The sequence below is a fragment of the Tepidimonas sp. genome, from assembly GCF_036824975.1.
In the GTDB taxonomy this organism is placed as follows: Bacteria; Pseudomonadota; Gammaproteobacteria; order Burkholderiales; family Burkholderiaceae_C; genus Tepidimonas.
Window position 1 is genome coordinate 13,410 of sequence record NZ_DAISZC010000009.1, and the last position, 26,816, is coordinate 40,225.

Below are 26,816 nucleotides of genomic sequence, written 5' to 3' on the forward strand. Positions count from 1 at the left end.
AGGACGGCGACGTGATGAACTTCTTGTTCAACGTCTGACGCTGCCCCCAGCGGGCGGATGCGCCCCGGCCCACTCCTGGGGCGCTGTCCATCTGGGAGAGCGTCATCGACAGCTGCTTAATGAGCCGATCCTGATGAGGCAACGGTCCACATGGAGAAGGCCGTCCGTCGCCGCGCTACGCGAGTTTGGCGTACTGCCGGCAATACGGCGGCAGGGGGTGCAACGGCGGACACTCGGGTGTGCGCTGGCCGCGCCAGCGGCGGTGGCCCTCTGCTGGGGGCGCGGGACATAAACCCAGGCCGACAGGCGCCAGGCGGTGCCGCTATCATGACGGCCACTGCACGCAGATCCTTCTTCGCCCCATGTTTGGCCGCCGCCGCCCTGTCCACATCGGACTGTCTGCCCGCATCATGCACCCGGAAAGCGGGGGCTCGGGGCTGCGCAGCAAGACGCTGCAGGTGCTGGAGCAATCGGTGGCCCAGTGGGCGGCGTCGCGCGACACGCTGGTGCTGATGGTGCCTTCGGTGGTGCAGGGCGGCACCCTGCAGCGCAGCAGCATCCGCCTGCGCGACTATGCCCAGTATCTGGACGGCCTGATATTGCAGGGCGGCGCCGACATCAGCCCGCGCGCGTATGGCGAAGCGCCGCTCAAGCCCGAGTGGAGCGGTGATGCGGTGCGCGATGCCTACGAACTGGAGCTGGTACACGAATTTCTGGAGGCCGGCAAGCCGATTTTGGGTATCTGCCGTGGCATGCAGCTCATCAACGTGGCCTTTGGCGGCAGTCTGTACCAAGACATTGCGACGCTGGTGCCGGGGGCGATCGCGCACGAGACGCCCCACTATGACCGCCACCGGCACGAGGTGACGCTCGCCCCCGGCGGCTGGCTGCAGCGCTGGAACGGCAGCCTGCCCGGGCGGCAGGTGGCGTCCATCCATCACCAGGCCGTCAAGCGGCTGGGGCGCGATCTGGTGGTGGAAGCCACGGCGCCAGACGGTGTCATCGAGGCCATCCGCTACCAGGGAAGGGGTTTTGTGTTCGGCGTTCAGTGGCATCCCGAGTTTCACTCGCCCGGGGACGAGGAACTGCTGGACCCGACACCGATGCTGGACGCGTTCCTGGAGGCCGCGCGCCGCTGACTCCCGTATGATTCAAGGCGATGACGAATCCGACAGTGACCCCAGCCGCTGGGTCTGACCGGGGCCCGCCCATCACCGGGGCGACAGGGGCGACCAGTGGCACCAAGGCCCGGTCCACCCGCGGGCACGGTCTGGACCATGAGCATGACCACGGTCCGCAGCGGCGACAGGGCCCCGCCCACGGCCATCGGCACGAGCATCACCACGCGCACGATACCCCGCACGGCCACGGTGCAGGCGGCCACGGGGGGCGTTTTGCGCTCGGCGTGGCGCTCAACGTCGGATTCGTGCTCATCGAGGCCATCAGCGGTTGGGCGGTGGGATCGCTGGCGTTGCTGGCCGACGCCGGCCACAACCTGAGCGACGTGGCCGGCCTGCTGCTGGCCTGGGTGGCCTACGCGGCGGCGCGCCGGCGTCCCGACGAATGCCACACCTACGGCTGGCGCCGCGGGTCGATTCTGGCGGGCTTCGTCAACGCCATCGTGCTGTTGGCGGCCATGGCCTGGCTGATGTGGGAAGCCGCAGCACGGCTGATGACGTCCGGCACCACACCACCGCCCGGTGTCGTCATCGCGGTGGCCGGCGCGGGCGTGGTCATCAACGGCGTGACGGCATGGCTGTTTGTAGCCGGGGGGCGGCACGACCTGAACCTGCGCGGGGCCTTTTTGCACATGGCGGCCGATGCCCTGATCTCGCTGGGGGTGGTGCTGGCCGGGGTGCTGACGTGGTGGAGCGGCTGGGCGTGGATCGATCCCGCCGTCAGTCTGGTGATCGTGGGTGTGATCGTGGCCAGCACCCTGCCGCTGGCGCGGCAGACGCTGCACCTGCTGTTCGACGGTGTGCCCGCCGGCGTCGAACTGCCCGCCGTGCGGCGGGCGCTGCTGGCGCTGCCCGGGGTGGCGTCGGTGCACGACCTGCACGTGTGGGCGCTGGGCACCGGCGGTGCCGGCGATGTGGCGCTGACCGCCCATCTGGTGCTGACGCCGCAAGCGCCCAGCCCCGATGTGGTGCTGGCCGAAGCGGCGCTGGCCCTGAGGGCGCTGGGGGTGGGGCACACCACGTTGCAGCTCGAGACCATTGCCTGTGGCGTCGGCTGTGCTGGCCCGGGGGCAGGGGCGGCGCAAATCGCTACCCCGGTGCGGGTCGAAGCCGACTAATACAATCAAAGGCTTTGCCCTGAGAGAGCCTTTGACTTCCGTGAACGAGCCCGCTGCGCCGGCCAACCGCCGCATTCCTCCCCTGTTGCTGTCCGGGCTGGAGCCCCTGGTCATCGGCGAAGACAGCCTGTTCGTCAACATTGGCGAGCGCACCAACGTGACCGGCTCCAAGGCGTTTGCGCGCATGATCCTGGAAGGCCGCTTCGAGGATGCGCTGGCGGTGGCGCGCCAGCAGGTGGAAAACGGCGCGCAGATCATCGACGTCAACATGGACGAGGCCATGCTCGACAGCAAGGCCGCCATGGTGCGCTTTTTGAACCTTATCGCCGCCGAGCCCGACATCGCGCGCGTGCCCATCATGATCGATTCCTCCAAGTGGGAGGTGATCGAGGCGGGGCTGAAGTGCATCCAGGGCAAGGGTATCGTCAACTCTATCAGTCTCAAGGAGGGCGAAGCCGAGTTCAAGCGCCAGGCTAAGCTGATCCGGCGCTATGGTGCTGCCACCGTGGTGATGGCGTTTGACGAGCAAGGTCAGGCCGACACACTGCAGCGGCGCATCGATATCTGCGCACGCGCCTATCGCATCTTGGTCGAGAAGGTGGACTTTCCACCCGAAGACATCATCTTCGACCCCAACATCTTTGCCATTGCCACCGGTATTCCCGAGCACGACAACTACGCGGTCGATTTCATCGAGGCCACGCGCTGGATCAAGCAAAACCTACCCGGCGCCAAGGTCTCGGGCGGTGTGTCCAACGTCAGTTTTTCTTTCCGTGGCAACGAGCCGGTGCGCGCGGCCATCCACACCGTTTTCCTGTACCACGCCATCCGCGCCGGCATGGACATGGGCATCGTCAACGCCGGGCAAATAGGCGTGTACGACGAGCTCGACCCGGTGCTGCGCGAGCGCGTCGAGGACGTGGTGCTCAATCGCCGTCCTACCTACCGCGAGGGCGACGACCCGACGCAGACCGCCACCGAGCGGCTGCTGGCGATTGCCGAGCAGGTCAAGGGCGCGGCCAAGGACGACGCGGCGCGACTGGCTTGGCGCAGCCTGCCGGTGGCCGAGCGGCTGGCGCACGCGCTGGTGCACGGCATCACCGACCACATCGTCGAGGACACCGAAGAAGCGTGGCAGCAAATCCGCGCCCAGGGCGGTCGCCCGTTGCATGTCATCGAAGGCCCGCTGATGGCCGGCATGAACACGGTCGGCGAGCTGTTTGGCGCCGGCAAGATGTTCCTGCCACAGGTGGTCAAGAGCGCGCGCGTGATGAAGCAGGCGGTGGCGCACCTGGTGCCCTACATCGAGGAAGAAAAGCGTCAGCTCGAAGCCGCCGGCGGCGAGGTGCGCTCCAAAGGCAAGATCGTGATCGCCACCGTCAAGGGCGACGTGCACGACATCGGCAAAAATATCGTCGCCGTCGTGCTGCAGTGCAACAACTTCGACGTCATCAACATGGGCGTGATGGTGCCGTGCCAGGAGATTTTGGCCAAGGCCAAAGAGGTGGGCGCGGACGCCGTCGGACTGTCGGGGCTGATCACGCCCAGCCTGGAGGAGATGCAGCATGTGGCGGCCGAGATGGAGAAAGATCCCTGGTTTCGCGAGCGCGGCACGCCGCTGCTCATCGGTGGCGCCACCACCAGCCGCGTGCACACGGCGGTCAAGATCGCGCCGCTCTACAGCGGCCCGGTGGTCTACGTGCCCGATGCCTCGCGCAGTGTGGGCGTGGCGCAGGCCCTGCTGAGCGAGCAGCGCGACGCCTTCGTCGCCGAGCTGCGCGCCGACTACGAACGCGTGCGCGCCCAGCACGCCGCCAAGAAGCCCGTGACCCTGTGGCCGCTGGCCAAGGCGCGTGCCAACCGCACCCCCATCGACTGGGAGGCGTGGCAGCCGGTGCGCCCCAGCTTTGTGGGGCGGCGCGTGTTCCGGCAGTACGACCTGGGAGAGCTGGCGCGCTACATCGACTGGGGGCCGTTTTTCCAGACCTGGGACCTGGCGGGGCCGTACCCGGCCATCCTGGACGACCCCATCGTTGGCGAGCAGGCGCGCAAGGTGCTGGCCGATGCGCAGGGGATGCTGCGACGCCTCATCGACGGTCGCTGGCTGACGGCCAACGCGGTCGTCGGTTTCTGGCCCGCCAGTGGCGAAGGTGACGACATCGTGCTGTACGCCGATGAGACGCGCACTCAGCCCGTGCTGACCTGGTACGGGTTGCGCCAGCAAACCGAAAAGCAGGTCATCGACGGCGTGCTGCGCCCCAGCCGTTGCCTGGCCGACTTTGTGGCGCCGCTGGCCAGTGGCGTGCCCGACTACGTGGGCGCGTTTGCGGTCACCGCCGGCATCGGCGCCGAGGCGCACGAAGCGCGCTTTGCCGCCGCCCACGACGACTACTCGGCCATCATGCTCAAGGCGCTGGCCGACCGGCTGGCCGAGGCACTGGCCGAGCGCCTGCACGAGCGCGTGCGCACCGAGCTGTGGGGCTACGCGCCGCACGAGCGCCTGAGCAACGAGGAGCTGATCGCCGAGAAGTACCAGGGCATCCGCCCGGCTCCCGGCTATCCGGCCTGCCCCGACCACACCGTCAAGCGTGAACTCTTTGCGCTGCTGGGCTGCGACGACATTGGCATGGGGCTGACCGAGAGTCTGGCCATGACGCCGCCAGCCAGCGTCTGCGGCTTCTACCTGGCGCATCCCCAAGCCACCTACTTCAACGTCGGCAAGATTGGTCAGGATCAGCTGCAGGACATGGCGCAGCGGCGCGGCATGCCGGTGCAGGAGCTGGCGCGCTGGCTGGCGCCAAACCTGTGATGGGGGTGCGATGCTCAGTGCGCCGTGCTGGCACGGATCTCGTCGATGGTGGTCAGCCCCTGAAGCACCTTGACGATCCCGTCCTGCCGTAGGGTACGGAAGTGCCCGTGAGCGGTGGCGCTGTGTTGCAGCGCTTCGGGCGATGCCCGGGTCTGGATCAGGCGGCGCAGCGGGGCGTCGACCAGCAGCAGCTCGTGAATGCCCAGCCGCCCCTTGTAGCCGGTGCCATCGCACGCGGGGCAACCCACCGGCACCGCGTGCTGCAGGCCACCGTCGCTGCCGTGGCGCTGCAGCCACTCGGTGCGCACCGTTTCGGCGTGCGGGCGCAAGTCGGCCGGAAAGACGTGCAGATAGTCGGCCAGCAGTTCGTCCACGTAGGCCGGGTCGGCCGGCTCGCGCCGCACGCAGTGCGGGCACAGGCGCCGCACCAGCCGCTGGGCCAGCACCGCCGTCAGCGAGTCGGCAAAGTTGAAGGGGTCCATGCCCATGTCCAGCAGCCGCACCACGGTCTCGGCGGCGCTGTTGGTGTGCAGGGTGGACAGCACCAGGTGGCCGGTCAGCGACGCCTCGATGGCCATCTGCGCGGTCTCGGTGTCGCGGATCTCGCCCACCATGATCACGTCGGGGTCGGCGCGCAGCAAGGCGCGCAGGGCCTTGCTGAACGTCCAGTCGATGCGCGGATTGACCTGGATCTGGCGCAGATCGGGGTTGACGATCTCGATAGGGTCCTCGGCGGTCCAGATCTTGCGGTCCGGGGTGTTGAGGTGCTGCAGCAGCGAATGCAGCGTCGTCGTCTTGCCCGAACCCGTGGGGCCAACGCACAGCACCAGGCCGTGCGGACGCTGCACCGCCTGCAGCAGCTGAGCGTGGTTTTCTGGGGTCAGGCCGAGGTCGGCAACCGCCACCGGGCGGGCCGACGACAGGATGCGCATCACCACGTCCTCGGCGCCACCGTGGGTGGGGATGGTGGCCACCCGCAGTTCGATGCGGTGCTGCGGCGAAAAGCGCGCGAAGTCGATCTTGCCGTCTTGCGGTTTGCGCCGCTCGGAGATATCGAGCTCGCACATGATCTTGATGCGCGCCACCAGCGCCGCGCGATAGGTGTGCGGCAGCTCCATGTAGGGCCGCAGCCGCCCGTCCTTGCGCAGGCGGATACGCACCTTGCGCTTGTTCGGGAAGGTTTCGATGTGGATGTCCGACGCCCCCTGGCGGTGGGCCTCGATGATGATGGTGTTGATCAGCCGCACCAGCGAGTTGTCCGACTGCTCCACTGGCGTGGTCGCGTCGCCCTCCTCGTCGGCGCCGAGTTCCAGCGATTCCAGCAGCTGCTCCGACGACGTCTCGGGCTCGGCGGAGTCCTTAGCCTCGGGCGCCACGGGCAGCACTCCGACGTCCAGACCGAAGCGCGCATACACCTCGGTGATGGTGCGGGCGTCCAGCGGCGCGCTCGACAGCGTCGGCACCACCTTGCATTGCAGCACGAACTCCAGCTCGTCGATGGTGGCGCGGCGCGATGGGTCCTCTGCGGCGATGATGAGGGTGCCCGACCGCCACAGCAGCGGCACGATGCGCAGCTTGCGCGCCGTGGCCAGTGGCACACGGCGCAGGGCGTCGGCGTCCACCGGAAAGTGCGCCAGATCGACCACCGGGTAGCCCATCTTGCGCGCCAGCGCCACGCGCAGCTGCTCGCGGCTGAGCAAGCCGCTTTGCACCAGCAGCTCGCCTAGCGGCGTGTTGCGTTCCTGCTTCTGTCGTTCCAGGGCCTGCTGTAGCTGCTCCTCGCTGATAAAACCAAGCGCCGTCAGCGCTTCGCCGATGCGCACCAGCGGCATACGCTGCTGCTCTTCCAGCGCCTGCAGCAGCTGCTCCGGCTTGACGATCTCCTTCAGCACCAGATAGTCGCCCAATCTACGGCGCCGCAGCGCCTCCTGCTGCGCGGCAACGCGCTCCACTTCCTCGGCCGTCAGCGCCTCCTGCTCGACCAGGACGCGGCCGATCGTCTCCCCCACCTGCAGCTCGCGTACCGCTTCGCGCGGGATGAAGCTGCGCCGCACGCGGTCGTGCTCGTCGATGGGCTCGAACAAGAAGACCCCGGCCGCATCGTCCACGTGGCCGATGGTCACGCCCTCACGAATGCTGCCGTCGGCATACCGCAGCCGGTAGGGCAGGCGCGGCCGGTGGTTGATCAGCGCCTCAAACGCGCTGTCGGGGGGCTGGGTATCCGTCAGGCTGACCGGAGCCAGCGGCTCGTCCAGCGTCAGGCGGCGAAATATGTCGAAGCGCAGCGGCATCGTGGCGCGCGACGGTGGCACCTGGATGTGCGCAAGGCGTCCGGCCACATCCAGCGCCAGCAGCAGGCAGTGCCGGGTCTGCCCGTTGCTGCCCTCCACCTCGCATCCCATCGGATCGCGGGACAGCGGTGTGCCGTTGCCGTAACTGACGTAAGGGGGGCTCGGCCAGCGGAAGGGAGCGTCGTCGTCAAAGCCGCTGGGCGGCGCGGTGGGGATGGGCAGCGATTCGGCGGACATGGTGAGCGCGCGGTCTCGGGGGCTGGCTGCGCGCGATTATCCCGGGTTTGGTGCGCTTGTGGGGCGATACTGCAGCGCTTCTGCCACATGCGTGGCCTGCACCGTGGCGCTGTCGGCCAAGTCGGCGATGGTGCGCGCCACCCGCAGCGCGCGGTGGGTGGCGCGGCCCGACCAGCCCAGCCGCGTGGCGGCTTGCTGCAGCAGGCGTTGCGCGGCCTCGTCCAACCGGGCGTGCTGCAGCAGCGCTTGGCCGTGCAGGGCGCTGTTGGGGTGACCCTGACGTGCACGGGCGCGCTCGCGGGCCGCGCAGACGCGCTCGCGCACCACGGCCGATGGCTCGCCCGGTGGGGCGGACAGCAGCGTCTGTGCGTCCAGCGCCGGCACCTCCACGTGCAGGTCGATGCGGTCTAGCAGCGGGCCGCTGAGCCGGTGGCGGTAACGCTGGATCTGCTCGGGCGTGCAGCGGCAGCTGCTCCGAGGGTCGCCTAGGTGCCCGCATGGGCAGGGGTTCATAGCAGCCACCAGCTGAAAGCGCGCCGGATATTCCACCTGGTGCGCCGCGCGCGACAGACGCACCACGCCAGACTCCAGTGGCTCGCGCAGCGCCTCCAGCGCCGCGCGGGAAAACTCGGGCAACTCGTCTAAAAACAGCACGCCGTGGTGCGCCAGCGAGATTTCTCCCGGTCGCGGCGGCACCCCACCGCCCACCAGCGCAGCGGCGCTGGCCGTGTGGTGGGGCGCGGCCAGCGGCCGCTGGCGCCAGCGCTCGGGCCGAAAGCGCCCCAGCAGCGACGCTACCGCCGCGGCCTCCAGCGCCTCCTCGTCATCCAGGGGCGGCAGCAGCGTCACCAGCCGCTGCGCCAGCATCGACTTGCCCGTACCGGGCGGCCCGGACAGCAGCAGGCTGTGACCACCGGCGGCAGCGATCTCCAGTGCCCGTCGCGCCGCGGCTTGCCCCTTGACGTCGGCCAGATCGGGGCCGGCCTCGGCGGTCTGCACCACGGTGGTGCGGTGCGCGATGCGCTGCCAGCCGTCGTCGGTCAGGGCGGGGTGAGCGGTTGTGCCGTGCTGGGGTGCCAGCTGCCGCACCACATCCAGCAGGTGGGCGGCGCGAAAGACCGTCACACCTGGCACCAGCGCCGCCTCCTCGGCGCTGGCGGGTGGCAACACCAGCGCCGCCGCGCGCCCGCCGCGCCCCATTTCGGTGCGCAGTGCCAGTGCCATCGGCAGGGCGCCTCGCACCGGCCGCAACGCGCCGCTGAGTGACAGTTCCCCGGCGAACTCATAGCCGGCCAGCGCGGCGGGGTCGATCTGGCCGCTGGCGGCCAGGATGCCCAGCGCCATCGGCAGGTCCAGCCGACCCGATTCTTTCGGCACGTCGGCCGGGGCCAGGTTGACGGTGATGCGCTGGTTCGACGGCCAGGGCAGGCCGCAGTTCTGGATGGCCGAGCGCACGCGCTCGCGGGCTTCCTTGACCTCGGTGTCGGCCAGGCCCACCAGCGTGAAGCTGGGCAGGCCGTTGGCCAAATGGACTTCTACCTGAACCGGTTGCGCCGCCAGCCCCACCAGGGTGCGGCTGTGCACCACACACAAGCCCATGCCGCTGCTTCCCTCCCCGCGCCATCGTGTTGTCCATCCGATTTCCAATGATGCCACGAACGCCGCCGGCCCCGGCCGGGGCGATGCCGGTGGCGGCCGCGTCACCGGTATCTGGCACGCCGGTTGCTTAGACCATGACGCAGCCAACCGGCGAGGCGAGCAACCCTAGGAAAGGACAGCCATGAAACTGGTCACCGCCATCATCAAACCCTTCAAGCTGGACGAGGTGCGCGAAGCACTGTCGGCCATCGGCGTGCAGGGCATCACGGTCACGGAGGTCAAGGGCTTTGGACGCCAAAAGGGCCACACCGAGCTGTACCGTGGCGCCGAGTACGTCGTTGACTTTCTGCCCAAGGTCAAGGTCGAAGCCGCCGTCGACGACGCGCTGGTCGAGCGGGTCATCGAGGCCATCGAAAGCGCCGCGCGCACCGGCAAGATCGGCGACGGCAAGATCTTCGTCTTCCCGCTGGAGCAGGTCATCCGCATCCGCACCGGTGAGACGGGCGCTGACGCCCTGTAAGCCACCCCACCCATTCACTCTCAACGCCGCAAGGGGATTCCCATGAAAAAACTGCTATGGAGTCTGTGTCTGGGACTCGGACTGCTGTGGGGCGCAGGTGCACTCGCCCAGACGGCCGAGGCCCCCAAGGATGAGCCGGCGGCCACCCAGGCCGCACCGGCCGAAGCCGCTGCGCCCGCTGCCGAGGCACCGGCAGCCCCTGCCGCTGCGGCCGAAGCGGCGGCCGACAAGCCGGCCGTGACGGTGGACAAGGGCGACGTCGCCTGGATGATGACCGCCACGCTGCTGGTCATCATGATGGTGATTCCGGGCCTGGCGCTGTTCTACGGCGGCCTGGTGCGCAGCAAGAACATGCTGTCGGTGCTGATGCAGGTGCTGGTGGTGTTCTCGCTCATCAGCGTGCTGTGGGTCATTTACGGCTACAGTTTGGCGTTCGGAGGTGAGGGCCTGATCATCGGCGGCCTGGACAAGGTGTTTCTGATGGGGATCACTACCGAGTCGCTGGCCGATACCTTCACCGAAAACGTCAAGATCCCGGAGCTGATCTTCGTCGCCTTCCAGGCCACGTTTGCCGGCATCACCTGCGCGCTGATCGTGGGCTCGTTTGCCGAGCGCATCAAGTTCAGCGCCGTGCTGCTGTTCACCGCGCTGTGGTTCACCTTCAGCTACCTGCCGATTGCCCACATGGTGTGGGGCGCAGGCGGCTACCTGCTGGGCAAGGGCGCGCTGGACTTCGCCGGTGGCACCGTGGTGCACATCAACGCCGCGATGGCGGGCCTGGTGGGCGCATACCTGGTGGGCAAGCGCATCGGCTACGGCCGTGAGGCCATGCCCCCGCACAGCCTGACGCTAACCATGGTGGGCGCTTCGCTGCTGTGGGTGGGCTGGTTCGGCTTCAACGCCGGCTCCAACCTGGAGTCCACCGCCGGTGCCGCGCTGGCCTTCCTGAACACGCTGGTGGCCACCGCGGCGGCCGTGCTGGCCTGGTCGGTGGGCGAGGCCATGCACAAGGGCAAGGCGTCGATGCTGGGTGCGGCGTCGGGTGCGGTGGCGGGCCTGGTGGCCATTACGCCGGCGTGCGGCTCGGTCGGCCCCATGGGGGCGCTGATCATCGGTCTGGTGGCGGGTTTCCTGTGCCTGTGGGGCGTCACGGGGTTGAAGAAGATGCTGGGTGCCGACGACTCGCTGGACGTGTTCGGTGTACACGGCGTGGGCGGTATCGTGGGTGCGTTGCTCACCGGCGTCTTTGCTGCACCGGGCCTGGGCGGCACCGGCGCCGAGGACTTCAGCATCGCCAGCCAGGTGCTGGTGCAGGCCGAAGGCGTCGTCATCACCATGGTGTGGTCGTCGGTGGTCGCCTTCATCGCCTACAAGATCGTGGATATGGTCATCGGCCTGCGTGTCTCCGAGGAGGAAGAGCGCGAGGGCCTGGACATCACCTACCACGGCGAGTCGGCCTACAACCGCTGAGGCGGCAGGGGCCGTCCGAACTCAGGCCACCAATACCAGGGTTGCCGGGGGTTGGGCCCGGGGTGCGCGAGCCCCCGGGTTTTTTTGCCGTCTGTGGTCTGCGGCGACAATCGGCCGGATGGAATGGCTGATTTTGACGCTGGCCTCGCTATTGGCCGGGTTCGTGGACGCGATCGTGGGCGGTGGTGGCCTCATCCTGATGCCGGCCCTGTTTGCGACATTTCCGAACGCGGCGCCGGCCACGCTGTTGGGCACCAACAAAAGCGCGTCGGTGTGGGGCACGGCGGCGGCCACGTGGCGCTATGCGCGGCGCGTACCGGTGCGCTGGCAGGCGCTGCTGCCGGCGGCGGCCGTGTGCGCGCTGGGCGCCTGGCTGGGCGCGTGGGCCGTGACCGTGGTGCCGGCTGACGGCCTGAGGCGGGCATTGCCGTTCATTCTCGCGGGGGTGCTGGCCTACACCTTGGCGCGCAAAGATATGGGCCGGCACCACGCACCGCGTTTTGCCGGCGCGGCGGAAACCGTGGCCGCGTGTGCGGTGGGCGGCGTGATCGGGTTTTACGACGGCCTGTTCGGGCCGGGTACCGGCAGTTTCTTCGTCTTTTTGTTCGTTCGCGTGCTGGGCTACGACTTTTTGCACGCCAGCGCGTCGGCCAAGCTGCTCAACACCACTTCCAACGTGGCGGCAGTGGCACTGTTTGCGTGGAAGGGGCACGTCTGGTGGCACTACGGCCTGGCGATGGCGGTGGCCAACGTGGCCGGAAGCCTGCTGGGCACGCGGCTGGCGTTCAAGCACGGCGCGGGCTTCGTGCGCGGGGTGTTTCTGGTGGTGGTGACGGTGCTCATCGCCAAGACGGCTTGGGATGCCTACGGTACGCTGCCTTGAGGGGGGGCGTGGGGTTGATCACTGAAGTCGCCGAACTGGTCAGCCGTATGCCGCCCTCAGAGGTAAGGGCGGGGTACGCCATGGTCGCCGGTGACCGCCGTGCCGTATCCTGTCAGTACCCGCCTGAAGCAGACCAGGGCGATACACGCCGTAGCCGCCAGCGGGCAGGCAGCGGCAACGGGGACGGCTTAGCGCGGCACGCTGTCGGCGCTACCGTCGGCGGCGGGTGGCCACGGGATGTCTTCGATGCGGCGCGCGGGGCCAATGGGCGCGGCGCTTTGGCCCATCTGGGTGGCGGCGATGTCGGCCTCGCTGGGATACTGCCCCAGCAGCAGGTAGTCGAACACGCGGCGCGCAATCGGCGCCGCATGCGCAGCACCGAAGCCCGCGTTTTCCACGATCACTGCCAGCGCGTAGCGCGGTGCCTCGGCCGGGGCAAACGCCACGTACAGCGAATGGTCGCGCTGAAACTCGGCCAGGCGCCGCGCATCGTACTTGTCGCGCTGCCCAATGGTGACCGCCTGCGCGGTGCCGGTCTTGCCGCCACTGCGGTAGGGTGCGCCCGCAAACGCGCGCGCCGAGGTACCTTCCACCGGCACGGCGGCCATGGCCTCCAGCACGGTCTGCACGTGCTCGGGTCGGTAGCCCAGCGGCTTACGCGGCGGCTGGACACGCGCCGCCACCGTGCCGCTGCCCGGTCCCGGCGCCAGCGTCTCCAGCACCACGTGCGGGGTGGGGCGCTGGCCGCCGGCGGCCAGCGTGGCCATGGCGGTGGCCAGCTGCAGCATGGTGAAGTTGTTGTAGCCTTGGCCGATACCCAGCGAGATGGTCTCGCCCGCGTGCCAGCGCTGCTGCTCGGCGCGGCGGTAGGTGGCGCGCTTCCAGGCCGGGCTGGGCAGCACGCCGCGCGCCTCGCCCGGCAGGTCGATGCCGGTGAGCTGACCAAAGCCCAGCGGCACCATGAAGTCGTGAATGGCCTGCACACCCATCTCGTGCGCCAGCGTGTAGTAGTACACGTTGCTGGACAGCACAATGCTGCGCCGCAGGTCCACCGCGCCCAGCGCCGTCTCGCCGTGGCTGCGGAAGCGGTGGTTGCCCAGCATCCAGTAGCCAGGGTCGTGGATGGTGGTCTGCGGCGTGCGCAGGCCCAGCTCCAGTGCCGCCAGCGCCATGAACGGCTTGTAGGTGGAGCCGGGTGGGTAGGTGCCGCGCAGCGCGCGGTTGAACAGCGGGCGGTCGGGCGCGTCGTTCAGGCTGCGCCAGGTCTCGGCATCGATGCCATCGACGAACAAGTTGGGGTCAAAGCTGGGCATGCTCACCAGCGCCAGCACCTCGCCGCTGTGCACGTCCAGCGCTACCAGTGCGCCGCGGCGCTCGCCGTAGAGCCGCTCCACCAGGTGCTGCAGCCGCACGTCGATGGACAGCCGAACGGTCTGGCCGGGCTGGGGTGGCGTCACGTCCAGTCGCCGCACCGCGCGCCCGCTGGCCGAGGTCTCCAGCCGCTCAAAGCCCGTGCGCCCGTGCAGCGCCTCTTCCTGCGCCGCCTCCACCCCCAGCTTGCCGATGTGGGTGCTGCCACGGTAGTTGGCCGCTCGCTCCTGCGGCCAGTCGGCCATCAGCTCGCGGTCGCGCGGGCTGATGCGCCCGATGTAGCCGATGACGTGCGCGGCTGTCGGCCCCAGCGGATAGCGGCGCAGCTGGCGCGCTTGGATGTCCACCCCCGGCAGCGTCCACAGGTGTGCCGCCACACGCGCCATCTCCTCCTCACTCAGCCGGGTCTTCAAGGGCACCGGTTCGTGCCGTTTCGAATCCGCCAACAGGCGCCGGAAGCGCTGCAGGTCGCGTGGCGTCAGTGTTACCAGTTCGCCCAAGCGCCGCAGCGTGCCTTCCAGATCGGGTGTGCGCGCGGGCACGATCTCCAGCGCGAACACGGGCAGGTTTTCCGCCAGCACCACACCATGACGGTCCACGATGCGTCCGCGTGGCGGCACGATCGGCACCACCGCAGTGCGGTTGCCCTCGGCCTGCTGCGTGTAGCGCTCGTGCTCGCGCACCTGCAGGTACCAGGCGCGCAGCGCCAGCACGACGAACGCGCCCGTCACTGCGGCCAGCGCCAACCAGGCGCGCCAGCGAAAGCGCGCGATGCGATGGTCGCTGTCGTGCACCTCGCTCATGCCCCGGCCCTCACAGCGGGCGCGTCTCGTCCGGGTCGGGGGCACGGCGCTGTGGCGCCAGCAGCACCCAGGTGGCCGGCGTCCACAAAGCGGCCGTCAGCAGCGGCGACAACGCCAACGCCAGCGGCGGGTTGCCATGGCCAGCCAGCAGGCGCACCAGCACCTGCAAGCCGACGGCCACGGCAAACAGCGGCAGCACATGCAGCGTCTGGCCGCGCAGCCCAAACCACAACACGCGCCGGTGCAGCGCCACCGCCAGATACCCCATCACGGTGTAGGCCAGGGCGTGCTGGCCCAGCAACACGCCCTGGTGCACATCGACCAGCAGCCCGGCCGCGAAGGCAGCCCCCACCCCGATGCGCAGCGGCTGGTGCACGGTCCAGAACACCAGCGCCAGCGCCATCCAGTCGGGCAACCACGCGGCGGTCGTCAGCTGTCCCTGCAGCACTTGCAAACCCAGGGCGCCGGCCAGCGTGGCCCAAACGAACGCGGGGTTAGCTGGCAGCAGCAGCGCCTGTCCGCGGGGCAGCATCATGGCCGGCCTTCCTGCTGCGCCCCGGTTGTGCTGTGCAGGGTCACGCGCAGCACCAGCACGTGCTGCGCGTCGCGCACGCGTGCGCTGGGCTCGACCCGCACGTGCGCGAAGCCCTCGCCCCCGTCGGCGCTCACTTCGCTGACCGTTCCTACCGGCAGACCCGGCGGATAGACGCCGTCCATGCCGCTGGTCACCACCGTATCGCCCGCCGCGGTGGCGGTCTGCAGTGGCACGAAGCGCAGCGTCAGCGCGGGCATATCCCGCTCGCCGGTGCCGTAGGCCAGATAACGCTCACCGGTGCGCGTGTTGAGCACGGGAATGGCCAGCTGGCGGTGCGACAGCAGCGTGACTTCGCTGGTAGCCGGGTGCACGCGCGTCACCTGTCCCAGCACGCCAAAGCCGTCCATCACCGGCGCCCCCAGCGCCACGCCGTGCAGGCTGCCGCGATCGATCACCACGCCCGGCACATACGGGTCGGGCAGGGTGTAGAGCACCTCTGCTGCCTGGGCAGTTGGCGCCTGGCGTTCGCGCAGCTGCAGCAGGCGCCGCAGCGTCAGATTTTCCTGGGTTAGAAACTCCACCAGGCCGGCGCGCTCGGCCTGCTGCGCCAGCAGCGCACGCGCCTCCTGTGCGTCGCGCCGCGCCGCCTCCAGCGCCGTGAAGTGAGCGCCAACCCACTGCAGCGCGCGCACCGGCTGCAGCGCCACCCACTGCACCGGATACAGCACCACGGCAATGCCGCTGCGCAGCGGCGCCGTCCACTGCAGGCGCGCGTCCACCACCATCAGCAACACCGCCAAGACGCTGAGCACCCACAGCTTGGTGCGTGCCGGCGTGCCCTGCTTGAAAAAGGGCGGTGGGGTGCGGTCCAGGGTGCCCAGTGGCATGGCAACGGGCGCGCGTTCGGCCAGCGCTGCGGTGGCCTGGGCGGCGCCTTATTCGTGGGTGAAAATACTCTGGCCCAGCCGGTCCATCTGCTCCAGCGCCATGCCGCAGCCGCGCACCACGCAGGTCAGCGGGTCTTCGGCCACGAACACCGGCAGGCCGGTTTCCTCGTTGAGCAGGCGGTCCAAGTCACGCAGCAGCGCACCGCCGCCGGTCAGCATCATGCCGCGGTCGGCGATGTCGGCCCCCAGCTCGGGCGGCGTCTGCTCCAGCGCCGTCTTGACGGCGCTGACGATGTTGTTGATCGGGTCGGTCAGCGCCTCCAGCACCTCGTTGGAGCTGATCGTGAAGCTGCGCGGCACGCCCTCGGCTAGGTTGCGGCCCTTGACCTCCATCTCCTTCACTTCGGAACCGGGGAAGGCGCTGCCGATGGTCTTTTTGATCAGCTCGGCGGTAGGCTCACCGATGAGCATGCCGTAGTTGCGGCGGATGTAGTTGATGATGGCCTCATCAAACTTGTCGCCGCCGACGCGCACGCTGCCCTTGTAGACCATGCCGCCTAAGCTGATGACGCCGACTTCGGTGGTGCCGCCGCCGATGTCCACCACCATCGAGCCGGCGGCCTCGGCCACCGGCAGCCCGGCGCCGATGGCCGCCGCCATCGGTTCCTCGATCAAATAGACCTCGGAGGCACCGGCACCCAGCGCCGACTCGCGAATGGCGCGCCGCTCCACCTGCGTGGAGCCGCACGGCACGCAGATGATGATGCGCGGACTGGGGCGCAGCATCGAGCGTGGGTGCACCATCTTGATGAACTGCTTGAGCATCTGCTCGGTGACGGTGAAGTCGGCGATCACGCCGTCCTTCATCGGGCGAATGGCCTCGATGTTGCCGGGCACCTTGCCCAGCATGGCCTTGGCCGCGTGGCCCACGGCCTGAATGGTTTTCTTACCGGTGGGGCCGCCTTCGTGGCGGATGGCCACCACCGACGGTTCGTCGAGCACGATGCCCTTGCCGCGCACATAGATGAGCGTGTTGGCCGTGCCCAAGTCGATGGCAAGGTCGGTCGAGAAATGCCGACGCAGGAATCCGAACATGGCGTGTGGAGTCCTGTGCAGCCTGCCCGCAAGGGGGTGCCAGGAAGCGAGCAGGCTGTATCGTGAAACTCGAGATAATACCGCAATGACTATGGCCTTCGTTCGATTTTCATCACCATGTCACTGACCTTATCCGACGTCGAGCGCCTGGCCCGGCTGGCCCGGCTGGACCCCGACCGTGCCCAGGCCGAGCACTGGCTGGGCCAGCTCAATGCCTTTTTTGACATCGTCGAGCGCATGCGCGCGGTGGACACCACCGGCGTGGCGCCGCTGGCCCATCCGGCCGAACTGTTCGAGAACGTGGCGCTGCGCCTGCGTGACGACGTCGTCACCGAACCCAACCGGCGCGAGGACTACCAAGCGTGCGCCCCCGCCGTCGAAGACGGTTTGTACTTGGTGCCGAAGGTGATCGAATGAGCATCGCGCTGCATGAATGGGGCGTGGCCGAGCTGGCCACCGCGCTGGCCCAGCGGCGCGTCAGCAGCGCAGAGGTGACGCAGGCGCTGTTGCAGCGTGTGCGCGAACACGCGCACCTGGGCGCCTTTGTGGCGGTGGACGAAGAAGTGGCGCTACGCCAGGCGCGTGTCGCCGATGAGCGGCTGGCGCGCGGCGAGCGCGCGCCGCTGCTCGGTGTGCCCATTGCGCACAAGGACGTGCTGGTCACGCGCGAGCTGCCCACCACTGCGGGCAGCCGCATGCTGGCCGGCTACCGCAGCCCGTTCGACGCCACTGTGGTGGCGCGGCTGGGCGCCGGTGGCGATGGCCACCCGGGCGCCGGTGCGGTCACGCTGGGCAAGCTCAACTGCGACGAGTTTGCCATGGGCTCGGGCAACGACAACTCGGCTTACGGCCCCGTGCGCAACCCGTGGGACCCCGCGCGCGTGCCCGGGGGGTCGTCGGGTGGGTCGGCGGCGGCGGTGGCGGCGCGCCTGGTGCCGGCGGCCACCGGCACCGACACTGGCGGCTCGATCCGCCAGCCGGCAGCGTTTTGCGGCGTCACCGGCATCAAGCCCACCTACGGGCGCTGCTCGCGCTATGGCCTCATCGCCTACGCCTCCAGCCTGGACCAGGCTGGGCCGATGGCGCGCTCGGCGCGGGACTGCGCGCTGCTGCTGTCGGTCATGGCGGGTCCCGACCCCGACCGCGACGCCACCTGCCTGGACCGTCCGCCTGAAGACTACACCCGCGGGCTGGACGACCCGCTGCCTGGCGCCAGTGCCGCCCGCCCGTTGCAGGGGTTGCGCATTGGCCTGCCAGCCGAATTTTTTGGCGACGGCTGCAGCCCCGACGTGCAGGCCGCCGTGCGCGCCGCGCTGGCCGAGTTCGAGCGCCTGGGCGCCACCTTGGTGGACGTGCACTTGCCGCGCACCGAACTGGCCATCCCGACCTACTACATCATCGCCCCGGCCGAGGCCAGCTCCAACCTCAGCCGCTACGACGGCGTGCGCTACGGTTACCGCGCCGCTCAGTACACCGACCTGTTCGACATGTACTGCCGCACGCGCAGCGAGGGCTTTGGTGCCGAGGTGCAGCGCCGCATCCTGATGGGCACCTACGTGCTGTCGCACGGGTACTACGACGCTTACTACCTCAAGGCGCAGCAGATTCGGCGCCTGATCGCGCAGGACTTCCTGCAGGCGTTTAGCCAGTGCGACCTGATCGCGGGCCCGGTGGCGCCGACGGTGGCGTGGCGAATCGGTGAGAAGACCGACGACCCGCTGTCGGCCTACCTGGCCGACATTTACACGCTGCCGGCGTCGCTGGCGGGGCTGCCCGGCATGAGCGTGCCGGCCGGCTTTGGCGACGGCGGCTTGCCGGTGGGCCTGCAGCTCATTGGCCCGCACCTGGCCGAGCAGCGGCTGTTGCACGCCGCGCACCAGTTCCAGCGTACCACCGACTGGCACACCCGCGCACCGGCCAGCGTACTCCCCTCGTGTCAGGTCTGATCCATGAGCCCCAGCGCATCGTTTCTTGTCCAGGGCTACGAGGTCGTCATCGGCTTCGAAACCCACGTTCAGCTGTCCACGCGCAGCAAGATCTTCAGCCGCGCGGCGACCGCGTTTGGCGCGGCGCCCAACACCCAGGCTTGCGCGGTCGATTTGGCGCTGCCCGGCACGCTGCCGGTGATGAACCGCGCCGCTGTCGAGTGCGCCATCCGCTTCGGACTGGCGGTGGGCGCGCACGTGGCCCCGCGCAGTGTCTTTGCGCGCAAAAACTACTTCTACCCCGACCTGCCCAAGGGCTACCAGATCAGCCAGTACGAAATTCCGGTGGTGCAGGGTGGGGAAATCGGCTTCTTCGTGGACATCGGCAAGGGGGCGGACGCGCAGCGCCTGTGGCGCACGGTGCGGCTGGTGCGCGCACATCTGGAGGAAGACGCGGGCAAGAGCCTGCATGAGGACTTCCACGGCATGAGCGGCATCGACCTCAACCGTGCCGGCACGCCGCTGCTGGAAATCGTCACCGAACCCGACATCCGCTCCAGCGCCGAGGCGGTGGCCTACGCGAAGGAACTGCACAAGCTCGTCACCTGGATTGGCATTTGCGATGGCAACATGCAGGAGGGGTCGTTTCGCTGCGACGCCAACGTATCGGTGCGCAAGCCCGGCCAGCCGCTGGGCACCCGGCGCGAGATCAAGAACCTGAACTCCTTCAAGTTCATGCAGCAGGCCATCGACTACGAGGTGCGCTGGCAGATCGAGCAGTTGGAAGACGGCCGCGCCATCGAGCAGGCCACGGTGCTGTTCGATCCCGACACGGGTGAAACGCGCGCCATGCGCACCAAGGAGGATGCAGCCGACTACCGCTACTTCCCCGACCCCGACCTGCCGCCGCTGGTTATTGCCCCCGAATGGGTGGAGCAGGTGCGCGCCAGCCTGCCCGAGCTGCCGCGCGCCATGGCGCAGCGCTTCGTGCAGCAGTACGGTCTGCCCGACTACGATGCCACCACGCTGACCCAGTCACCGCCCATGGCTGCCTACTTCGAGGCCACAGTGGCGGCGGGTGCGGCGCCCAAGGCGGCCAGCAACTGGATCATGGTCGAGCTGGCGCGCCGGCTCAACGCGGCCGACATCGACATCGCCACCTGCCCGGTGGCTCCACACGCACTGGCGGCACTGCTGGCACGCGTGGCCGACGGCACCATCAGCCACGCGGCGGCCAAGCAGGTGTTCGATGCGCTGTGGGCCGAAGGCCCGGCGGCGGATGAAGCCGCACCCGCCGCGCAAGCCGCGCGGGTGGACGCCCTCATCGAGGCCAAGGGCCTCAAGCAGATGAACGACAGCAGTGCGCTGCAGGCCATCGTGGCGCAGGTGATCGCCGCCAACGCCAAGAACGTGGCGGAGTACCGCGCCGGCAAGGACAAGGCGCTCAACGCGCTGGTGGGGCAGGTGATGAAGGCCACCCAGGGCAAGGCCAACCCGCAGCAGGTCAACGAATTGCTGCGCCGTGCGCTGGACGGCTGAGCATTGCGCCGCGCTTTGTTGTGCCCGGCCATGCGGGGGGTCTCCTGCGCGGTGCGCCCTCAGTACAGCCTGTGGAGGCGATGGTGCGACTGCGCTGCCGCCGCCGCGCGTCACGGACGATTGGAGCTGCCTTCGTTGCCGGCTGCGCGCTCGCCCCACAGCTGCTGCAGCATCTTCCGTTCGGCGTCGAAACGTTGCCCGATGCGGGTCTTCTCGCGCTCCTGGTCGGCAATGAACTGCGCCTGCTGCAGGCGCTGCTGGGCGTTGATGGCCAGCCACTGCTTCAGCGTCGGCGGTGCGCGGGACGGATCGCGCTGGTAGAACTCCATCTCCGCGTCCAGCCGCTGGCGCTCGCGCTCCAGTTCGGCCGCATAGGCGCGGGCTGCCTCCAGTGTCGCTTCCACCTGACGCAGCGCGCTTTCGCGTGCCCGGTCGTGGGCAGCGGCGTCGGGGTAGCGCTGCAGCAGCAGCGCCTCGCGGCGGCGTTCCTCGGCTTCGCGCGCTGCGGCTTCGGCCTCGGCACGCTGGCGTGCGGCGGCGCGCTCGCGCTCTTCGGCGCTTGGCGCCGGGGGGATGACGCGCCGCACCGCGCCCGACGGCCCCAGCTCGCGCACCTCGCGGTCGCGGCACTCGGGGATGGGCCGGTCTGACGATATCAGCCGTCCCTGGGCGTCGATGCAGGTGTAAATCCCACCGGTGCTGCGCACCGCCTGCGCCGGGGCGGCCGCCGGCAGCAAACCCGCACCCGCCGCCAGCAACATCAGGCAGCGCGGGACGGCAGAAGGCGTGCGGCGGGACATCGGGCAGGGCTCGGGTCGAGGAGGGCACTACGGGCGCGGGGGCAGGCCTACCCGCCGCGTTACCCGGCGACCACTCCTCCCCTACGCCACACCGTAGCGGGCGCGGTAGGCCTCAACGGGGGCCTGGTATTGCGCCAGCTGCGGGTCGGCTTGCTGGCTCAGATACTGCAGCAAATCGTCCAGTTTGGCAATGCTACACACCACCAGCCCCAGCTCGCGCTGCACGTACTGCACCGCGCTGTAGGGTACGTCGCGCACCGTGCCGTCAGGCCCCACTTCGGTGGCCATCTCCTGGCGGTCCAGCGCAATTGCCACCGCGTGCGGTGTGGCGCCCGCGCCACGGATGAGGGCAATTGACTCGCGCGCCGCGGTGCCCGCGCTCATCACGTCGTCGATGATCAGCACCCGCCCGCGCAGCGGCGCGCCCACCAGCGAGCCGCCTTCGCCGTGGTCCTTAGCTTCTTTGCGGTTGTAGGCAAACGGCCGGTTGTGTCCGCGCCGCGCCAGTTCTACCGCCACCGCGGCTGCCAGCGGAATGCCCTTGTACGCCGGACCAAAAATCATGTCGAACGCCATGCCGCTGGCCAGAATGGCCTCGGCGTAGAACTCGGCCAGCCGCCCCAGCTTGGCGCCGTCGTCGAACAGCCCGGCGTTGAAAAAGTAAGGGCTCAGCCGGCCGGCCTTGGTGGTGAACTCGCCAAAGCGCAGCACGCCGGCTTCCAGCGCAAATTGCACGAAACGTTGGGCCAGTGGGGGGGTAGGTGGGGTGGACATGGTGGGGTGACCAAAAAACGCAAGGGTGCAGCCCGGGCCAAGGGACCAGCGGCACCAGCCGGACATGAACCGCCAACGCCCCCGCACCGGGCACGCCCTACCGTGCGCCCCGGCACAAGTGCCGTTGGTCAATCGCCGCATTGTAGGGATGCGCCCTAGCCGCCGCGCAGCGCCTGCCAGGTGGCCAGGTCCGGCGCCACCAGCGCCGAGGTCTGTGCAGCCCGTTGCCACGGATGCGCCAGGGCTGGCCAGCACCGCTTCAGCCCGTGCTCACGAGTCCGCCACGGCGCAGCAGAAACGCCAGCACGAACCGGTCCGCTTCCTGGCGCACGAGCTCATGAATCCGATCGCGATCGATGTTCATGTAGTCGTGCACGATCCGGTTGCGCACGCCCACCAGGGCGTTCCACCGGGGCAGGTCCTCGGCGTCGATGAACCCGGCGTCGGCCAGCGCCGCGAAGGCATCGTAGGCCGATACCGGCACCACCCGTCCTTGCGCCTTGAGCCACTGCTTGGCCTTGCCGATGGCGTTTTCGATCAGCACCTGCAGCGCGTGCAGCAGACCGTTGTCCTCCAGCCGGGTCATGGGGCGGCCGCTGGCCAGGATGCGGCGCGCCTCATCCAGCACCGCGGCCTGCTCGGCCGCGATGCGCTCCGTTTCAGCCTGGTACAGATCCAGCCGCATAGAGCTGCTCCCAGTAATGTTCCTCCAGCTCGCGCCACGTGCGGCGCAGAAACCGTGCCCAGGCCGGGTCGTCCTCGCCGTACACCGGAAGGCCCTCTTCGGCCACCGCCGCGCGCATGGCCAGGTTGGCATTGGCCAGGTCGATCAGATCGACGCGCGCCTCGGGCACACCCAGCGCCTGCGCCAGCGCCCGGCGCAGCGCCTCGGTGCGCGCCACACGCTGCAACCACGGCATGCCGGGTGCCCAGCCCAGTGCGATGTCCCAGTCGCTGTCCGGCCGCGCGCGCCCCGTGGCGCGGCTGCCCACCAGCACCGCAAATGCCAGCCCCGCCTGCGCGGCCAGCGTGTCGGCCAGCGTCTTGGCCACGGACGCGGTCCAGTCGGGCGCTTCCCGTTCGGGGGTCGGCGGCATGGGGTGCGTTGCCATGCTCACAGTGTAGGGGGGAACCGGTGCGTTGCGCGCCCGGCAGCGGGGCGGCCCCGGCGCCCTAGCCCCCGCGCAGCGCCTGCCAGGTGGAAAAGCCCAGCGCCGTCAGCGCCAGCGACCCGCCCACGTGCAGCCCCACCGCCGCCAGGGCCCACAGCAGCCGGCCCTGCTGCAGCAGGCTCACCACCTCCACCGAAAAGCTGGAAAACGTCGTCAGCCCGCCCAGCACCCCCGTCACCAGAAACAGCCGCCACTGCGGCGCCAGCTCCGGGTGGTGCATCAGCCACGCCACCACCAGCCCAATCGCGTAGCCGCCCACCCAGTTGGCCGCCAGCGTGCCCAGTGGCAGGTGCGGCAGCACCGCATTCAGCGTCAGGCCCAGCCACCAGCGCAGCAGCGCCCCCAGCGCCGCGCCCACCGCTACCGCCAATGCCGAAGTGATCATGCGCGCACTATACCGCCGGGCCAGGCGGGTTGGCATCCAGCCAGCCCCGGCGCCGACCCTCGTCGATCAGCGCCAGCGCGGCCCGTACCAGGTCATCGGTAAACTGGCTGCCAGCCACAATGGCCTGCCACAGCAGCTGGGGATCCTCCACGTACTCGTGGACCATCTGGTTGCGCAACGCCCGCATGGCAAACCAGGCATCGCTCGATGCAATCCACCCCAGCCGCTCCGCCCGATCCAGGTTGTCGGCAAATGGGCCCACCTTCTCGCCAAGCGCAGCCAAAGTCAGCGGCAGCAGCTTGTCACCCACCGTGTCCTGCAGGCGCCAGAAACGGCTGACGAAGGCTTCGATCCGGTCAGCCAAAACAGGATCGCTCTCCAGCGCCTGTAAGCGCTGTGCATTCATATCCGGCGTGAACAGCCGACGTCGGGTGTCCAGCAACAGACGCACCTCTTTGTCAACGATGCGACTCATGAACGCCAGCCGCTGGCGTGTCGCGGCATTCGGTGTCACAGCAGGATGCCCTCCCGGCGCGCCACGGCGTGAATCGGCTGTTCGGACAAGCCCTCGGCCGCGATCAGCACGTCCACCTTGCGCCCGTGCATCCGGCGGGAAATGCGGCCGGCCAGCTCCGCCGCCAGCCGCACCGGGTGCTGCACCGGACTGTCCAACTCCACCAGCAGATCCACGTCGCCCCCGCGCGCACTGTCGTCCACGCGCGAACCGAACAGGCGCACCCGCGCCGACGGCCCAAAGCTGGCCGCTACGGCGTCCCGAATCCACTGCTGCTGCGCCGGTGACAGTCGCATGGTGTGCACAGTCTAGCGCAGGTGGCGCGCTAGCTGCCCGCCACGCCTGCGGCCACGTGGCCGGCGGGTACGTGCTCGGCGGCGCTGTGCACGTGGCGCGTCTGGTCGTCGAAGAAGAAGTCGGGCTCGAACTCGCGCAGAAACTCGCCCTTGGGCAGGCCGCCCAGAAACAGCGCCTCGTCCACCTCGATGCGCCAGTCCATCAGCGTGCGGATGGCGCGCTCGTGCGCCGGGGCGCTGCGCGCGGTCACCAGCGCCGTGCGGATGCGCATGGCCTCGGTGCCTTCCTGCTGCAGCCGGTGCAGCGCCTGCAGCAGCGGCTTGAACGGCCCGCCCGGCAGCGGCTGCGTGGCCTTGGCCGACTCGTGCGCCTGAAAGGCGTCCAGCCCTTCGGTTTGATAGACCCGCTCGGCCTCGTCGGAAAACAGCACCGCGTCGCCGTCGAAGGCGATGCGCACCTCGTGCGGGTGCGCATCCGAGGCGCGCGGCGCGTGCGGGTACACCTGCGCTGCCGGAAAGCCCGCCTGCAACGCCGCACGTACGTCCTCCAGATTGGCCGACAAAAACAGATTGGCGCGCAGCGGGCGCAGATAACGCCACGGCGGCGCGCCACGCGTAAACACCCCGCGCTGGATGGGCAGCCCGTAGTGCTTGGCCGAGCGAAACACCCGCATGCCCGAGACGGGGTCGTTACGCGACAAAATCACCACCTCCACTCGCTGCGCCTGCGCATCGTTGAAGCGCAGCAGCTTGTGCACCAGCGAAAACGCCACGCCCGGCGCGGCCGGCTCGTCCAGCCGCTGCAGCTGCAGCTGCATGTAGGCGCGGTCGTCGCCCTGCTCGAACACGCGGTTTTCCGCTTCGAAGTCGAACAACGCGCGCGACGAAATCGCCACCACTAGGCGGCCATTGAGTGGCGAGTGCATCATTGTGACGGTTTGCGGCATGGATTTCGGTACGCCCCACCGTCGCGCAGCACACGTCACGGGGCTGGCTGCCCAAGCGCGCTGGAGAGCGCGCGGCGTTGCGCCCATGCTTTCCAGGGCAGGTGCGGCAAATGGGTGTAGGTGGATCCCAATACCCGCCAGAGCTCGTCTAGTTCATTGCACACTTCGGGGGAATACATGGCGCAAATCCGTTCACCGTACCAGGCACTGCGCTCAGCATTTCCCTGGACGGCAGCGTCCAGTGCCGCGCGCCACAACACCGCCGAGGCGGGGCGGATCAGAGCCAGGCGATGTAGCGCGGCGCGTTGCGGCGCATCCAGATGTCCGATGGACTCCTCTGGTAATGTAAACCAGTGCACGCGCTCAAGCAAACCGGGAAACAGCCGCTGCGTGCGCGGGCTAACGGCAGGCAGCGCCTGCTGCGCCGCGCGCCCGCCCTGCTGGCGCCACAACGTGTGCAGCGATTCCAGCTCCACATACGCCTGCCAGATCAGGCCCAGGCCCACCAACCCCACTGCCGCCAGTCCCCTAACCAGCCCGGGCATCAGTGCGCTACGTCGGGTGCACGGCGCGGCCTGGACATCCCCAGCTGCTCCGTTGCCGTGCAAGGCGGCCCATACCCCCTGCGGCTGCGTGGCGGCCCCCAACAGCAGCGCCACCAGCCACAGGAACATCCCAAAGTGCAGCGGGTATTCGAGCAGGGCATGGGTCAGCACCGTAGTGCAGGCCAGCCACAGCAAAAATGTGGTCCGGTTGTGACTGCCGCGCAAATGCAGCAGCCACAGTGTTACGCCCCCCAGCACCGCCAGCCCGCCCAGCGGCCAGCCAAAGACCACCAGCAAATCCAGAACGGTGTTGTGCGCGTGCGCGGCAATCGCGTTGTCGAATGATCCAAACTCTACTGCCCACACCACATGCGCATGCGCCATGCCGGCGGGTCCCAGGCCCAGCCAGGGGGCGGAAGTAGTCGCCTGCAACGCCATCTGCCACAGGCGAAGCCGGTTGTCGTCCTGCGTGAGCGTTCGCTCCACGGGAGGCGCGGTCCAGCCCAGGGCGGCAGACAACGCAGGCAGGGCTGCCTGCAAAATCAACCACCCGGCACAGGCGCCCAACATCCAGCGCAGCATGCGCTCGGTGCGCCAGCTGCGGCCTTGCCACCACAGCCACAGCAGCACCCACACCGGCGTGGCCCACAGGTTGAGGACGGCCGTGCGCGAGCCGCTGAGATAGACCCCGGTGAGCTGCACCGCCGCTAAGATGACAGCAGCTCCCTGGCGTGCTGGGCTGGCGTCGCACCAAGGGGCCAGTATGGCCCAGCCTAGCCACAGCCCCACTAGACAAAGGGTGCCGAATTGATTGGCCTGCGCCAGGTTGCCCACCATGCGGTCGCTGCCAGCCAATGGAAATAAAAACGCGGAATTCCACTGGCTGACAGCGTCGCCGCCGACCCACTGTCCGATGCCGATGAGTGCCGACGCAAAAGCCGCCAGCACCACGGCCCACACCAACCCGCGCAGGGCGTGCAGACGCGCCATTTCGGCTCCTACGGCGTAGGCCAGTGCCGCCAGCAGCAAGTACACCGCGAACAGCCAATAATCTTCCCAGTAGCCGTAACCTATGTTCAGCGCGTATTGCAGCAGCAGCCACCCCGCTAGCGCCACCGCGCCA

24 protein-coding genes are annotated in these 26,816 nt (G+C 68.9%); 9 read left to right on the plus strand and 15 right to left on the minus strand.

The window, feature by feature from the left end; all coding sequences use genetic code 11:
* The first annotated feature begins 362 nt into the window (after positions 1-362).
* From V7Z54_RS02165 to metH, 3 genes are all read left to right on the plus strand, one after another.
* Entirely contained in the window at positions 363-1,139 is a 777-nt protein-coding gene (locus V7Z54_RS02165; protein ID WP_334134019.1) for a gamma-glutamyl-gamma-aminobutyrate hydrolase family protein, read from the plus strand.
* A 266-nt stretch (positions 1,140-1,405) separates the two neighbouring features.
* Positions 1,406-2,296: a cation diffusion facilitator family transporter gene (locus V7Z54_RS02170; RefSeq protein ID WP_334134020.1), complete on the plus strand. Its 891-nt coding sequence runs from the start codon at positions 1,406-1,408 to the stop codon at positions 2,294-2,296.
* A 31-nt stretch (positions 2,297-2,327) separates the two neighbouring features.
* Positions 2,328-5,105 (plus strand): methionine synthase, encoded by a 2,778-nt coding sequence (gene metH, locus V7Z54_RS02175; RefSeq protein WP_334134021.1) that lies wholly within the window; start codon positions 2,328-2,330, stop codon positions 5,103-5,105.
* A gap of 14 nt (positions 5,106-5,119) precedes the next feature.
* On the opposite strand, the gene V7Z54_RS02180 is transcribed toward metH, so the two are convergent.
* Positions 5,120-7,633 (minus strand): GspE/PulE family protein, encoded by a 2,514-nt coding sequence (locus tag V7Z54_RS02180; RefSeq protein WP_334134022.1) that lies wholly within the window; start codon positions 7,631-7,633, stop codon positions 5,120-5,122.
* A 36-nt stretch (positions 7,634-7,669) separates the two neighbouring features.
* Entirely contained in the window at positions 7,670-9,232 is a 1,563-nt protein-coding gene (locus V7Z54_RS02185; RefSeq protein WP_334134023.1) for a YifB family Mg chelatase-like AAA ATPase, read from the minus strand.
* Between the two features lie 181 nt (positions 9,233-9,413).
* On the opposite strand from V7Z54_RS02185, the gene glnK reads away from it, so the two are divergent.
* The 3 genes from glnK (at position 9,414) to V7Z54_RS02200 (ending at position 12,105) form a co-directional block, all read left to right on the plus strand.
* Entirely contained in the window at positions 9,414-9,752 is a 339-nt protein-coding gene (gene glnK, locus V7Z54_RS02190; protein WP_144328974.1) for a P-II family nitrogen regulator, read from the plus strand.
* 42 nt (positions 9,753-9,794) lie between these two features.
* Positions 9,795-11,222, plus strand: a complete 1,428-nt coding sequence (locus V7Z54_RS02195; RefSeq protein WP_334134025.1) for an ammonium transporter — start codon at positions 9,795-9,797, stop codon at positions 11,220-11,222.
* Between the two features lie 118 nt (positions 11,223-11,340).
* A complete protein-coding gene (locus V7Z54_RS02200; RefSeq protein ID WP_334134026.1) occupies positions 11,341-12,105 on the plus strand; it encodes a sulfite exporter TauE/SafE family protein in 765 nt (254 codons plus the stop codon).
* Positions 12,106-12,293: 188 nt separating this feature from the next.
* Here the strand turns inward: V7Z54_RS02200 and mrdA are convergent, their stop codons facing one another.
* From mrdA to V7Z54_RS02220, 4 genes are read right to left on the minus strand one after another with little or no spacing between them, the layout of a single operon-like run.
* Entirely contained in the window at positions 12,294-14,279 is a 1,986-nt protein-coding gene (mrdA, locus tag V7Z54_RS02205; RefSeq protein WP_334134027.1) for a penicillin-binding protein 2, read from the minus strand.
* Positions 14,280-14,289: 10 nt separating this feature from the next.
* Positions 14,290-14,814 carry a rod shape-determining protein MreD gene (gene mreD, locus V7Z54_RS02210; protein WP_334134029.1) on the minus strand — a complete coding sequence of 175 codons (525 nt, stop codon included), beginning with the start codon at positions 14,812-14,814 and terminating at the stop codon, positions 14,290-14,292.
* Entirely contained in the window at positions 14,811-15,701 is an 891-nt protein-coding gene (mreC, locus tag V7Z54_RS02215; RefSeq protein ID WP_334134031.1) for a rod shape-determining protein MreC, read from the minus strand. Before mreC ends, mreD begins: the two co-directional genes overlap by 4 nt.
* 48 nt (positions 15,702-15,749) lie before the next feature.
* A complete protein-coding gene (locus V7Z54_RS02220; protein ID WP_334134032.1) occupies positions 15,750-16,796 on the minus strand; it encodes a rod shape-determining protein in 1,047 nt (348 codons plus the stop codon).
* 117 nt (positions 16,797-16,913) lie between these two features.
* Here V7Z54_RS02220 and gatC point away from each other — a divergent pair, with 117 nt between their 5' ends.
* The 3 genes from gatC to gatB are packed head-to-tail and all read left to right on the plus strand — an operon-like array spanning position 16,914 to position 20,260.
* Positions 16,914-17,213: an Asp-tRNA(Asn)/Glu-tRNA(Gln) amidotransferase subunit GatC gene (gene gatC / locus V7Z54_RS02225; RefSeq protein ID WP_334134033.1), complete on the plus strand. Its 300-nt coding sequence runs from the start codon at positions 16,914-16,916 to the stop codon at positions 17,211-17,213.
* On the plus strand, positions 17,210-18,742 hold the full coding sequence (gatA, locus tag V7Z54_RS02230) for an Asp-tRNA(Asn)/Glu-tRNA(Gln) amidotransferase subunit GatA (protein WP_334134035.1): 1,533 nt from the start codon (positions 17,210-17,212) through the stop codon (positions 18,740-18,742). The genes gatC and gatA overlap by 4 nt, the downstream gene beginning before the upstream one ends.
* Positions 18,743-18,745: 3 nt before the next feature.
* Positions 18,746-20,260, plus strand: a complete 1,515-nt coding sequence (gatB, locus tag V7Z54_RS02235) for an Asp-tRNA(Asn)/Glu-tRNA(Gln) amidotransferase subunit GatB (protein WP_334134037.1) — start codon at positions 18,746-18,748, stop codon at positions 20,258-20,260.
* A 110-nt stretch (positions 20,261-20,370) separates the two neighbouring features.
* On the opposite strand, the gene V7Z54_RS02240 is transcribed toward gatB, so the two are convergent.
* The 9 genes from V7Z54_RS02240 to V7Z54_RS02280 all read right to left on the minus strand — a co-directional run.
* Complete coding sequence (locus tag V7Z54_RS02240) at positions 20,371-21,060, minus strand: DUF4124 domain-containing protein (RefSeq protein WP_334134039.1); 690 nt, start codon at positions 21,058-21,060, stop codon at positions 20,371-20,373.
* Between the two features lie 81 nt (positions 21,061-21,141).
* Positions 21,142-21,834, minus strand: coding sequence for an orotate phosphoribosyltransferase (pyrE, locus tag V7Z54_RS02245; protein ID WP_334134041.1), 693 nt, complete (start codon positions 21,832-21,834; stop codon positions 21,142-21,144).
* 259 nt (positions 21,835-22,093) lie between these two features.
* Positions 22,094-22,519 carry a type VII toxin-antitoxin system HepT family RNase toxin gene (gene hepT / locus V7Z54_RS02250; protein ID WP_334134043.1) on the minus strand — a complete coding sequence of 142 codons (426 nt, stop codon included), beginning with the start codon at positions 22,517-22,519 and terminating at the stop codon, positions 22,094-22,096.
* Positions 22,494-22,946: a type VII toxin-antitoxin system MntA family adenylyltransferase antitoxin gene (mntA, locus tag V7Z54_RS02255; protein WP_334134044.1), complete on the minus strand. Its 453-nt coding sequence runs from the start codon at positions 22,944-22,946 to the stop codon at positions 22,494-22,496. Before mntA ends, hepT begins: the two co-directional genes overlap by 26 nt.
* 61 nt (positions 22,947-23,007) lie before the next feature.
* Entirely contained in the window at positions 23,008-23,391 is a 384-nt protein-coding gene (gene crcB, locus V7Z54_RS02260; RefSeq protein WP_334134045.1) for a fluoride efflux transporter CrcB, read from the minus strand.
* Positions 23,392-23,398: 7 nt separating this feature from the next.
* Positions 23,399-23,905: a hypothetical protein gene (locus V7Z54_RS02265; protein ID WP_334134047.1), complete on the minus strand. Its 507-nt coding sequence runs from the start codon at positions 23,903-23,905 to the stop codon at positions 23,399-23,401.
* On the minus strand, positions 23,902-24,201 hold the full coding sequence (locus tag V7Z54_RS02270; RefSeq protein ID WP_334134048.1) for a nucleotidyltransferase domain-containing protein: 300 nt from the start codon (positions 24,199-24,201) through the stop codon (positions 23,902-23,904). Before V7Z54_RS02270 ends, V7Z54_RS02265 begins: the two co-directional genes overlap by 4 nt.
* A gap of 29 nt (positions 24,202-24,230) precedes the next feature.
* Positions 24,231-25,127, minus strand: a complete 897-nt coding sequence (locus V7Z54_RS02275) for a 5'-nucleotidase (RefSeq protein ID WP_334134053.1) — start codon at positions 25,125-25,127, stop codon at positions 24,231-24,233.
* Between the two features lie 56 nt (positions 25,128-25,183).
* On the minus strand, positions 25,184-26,816 hold a 1,633-nt coding region (locus tag V7Z54_RS02280; protein ID WP_334134049.1), incomplete at its 5' end, for a PglL family O-oligosaccharyltransferase.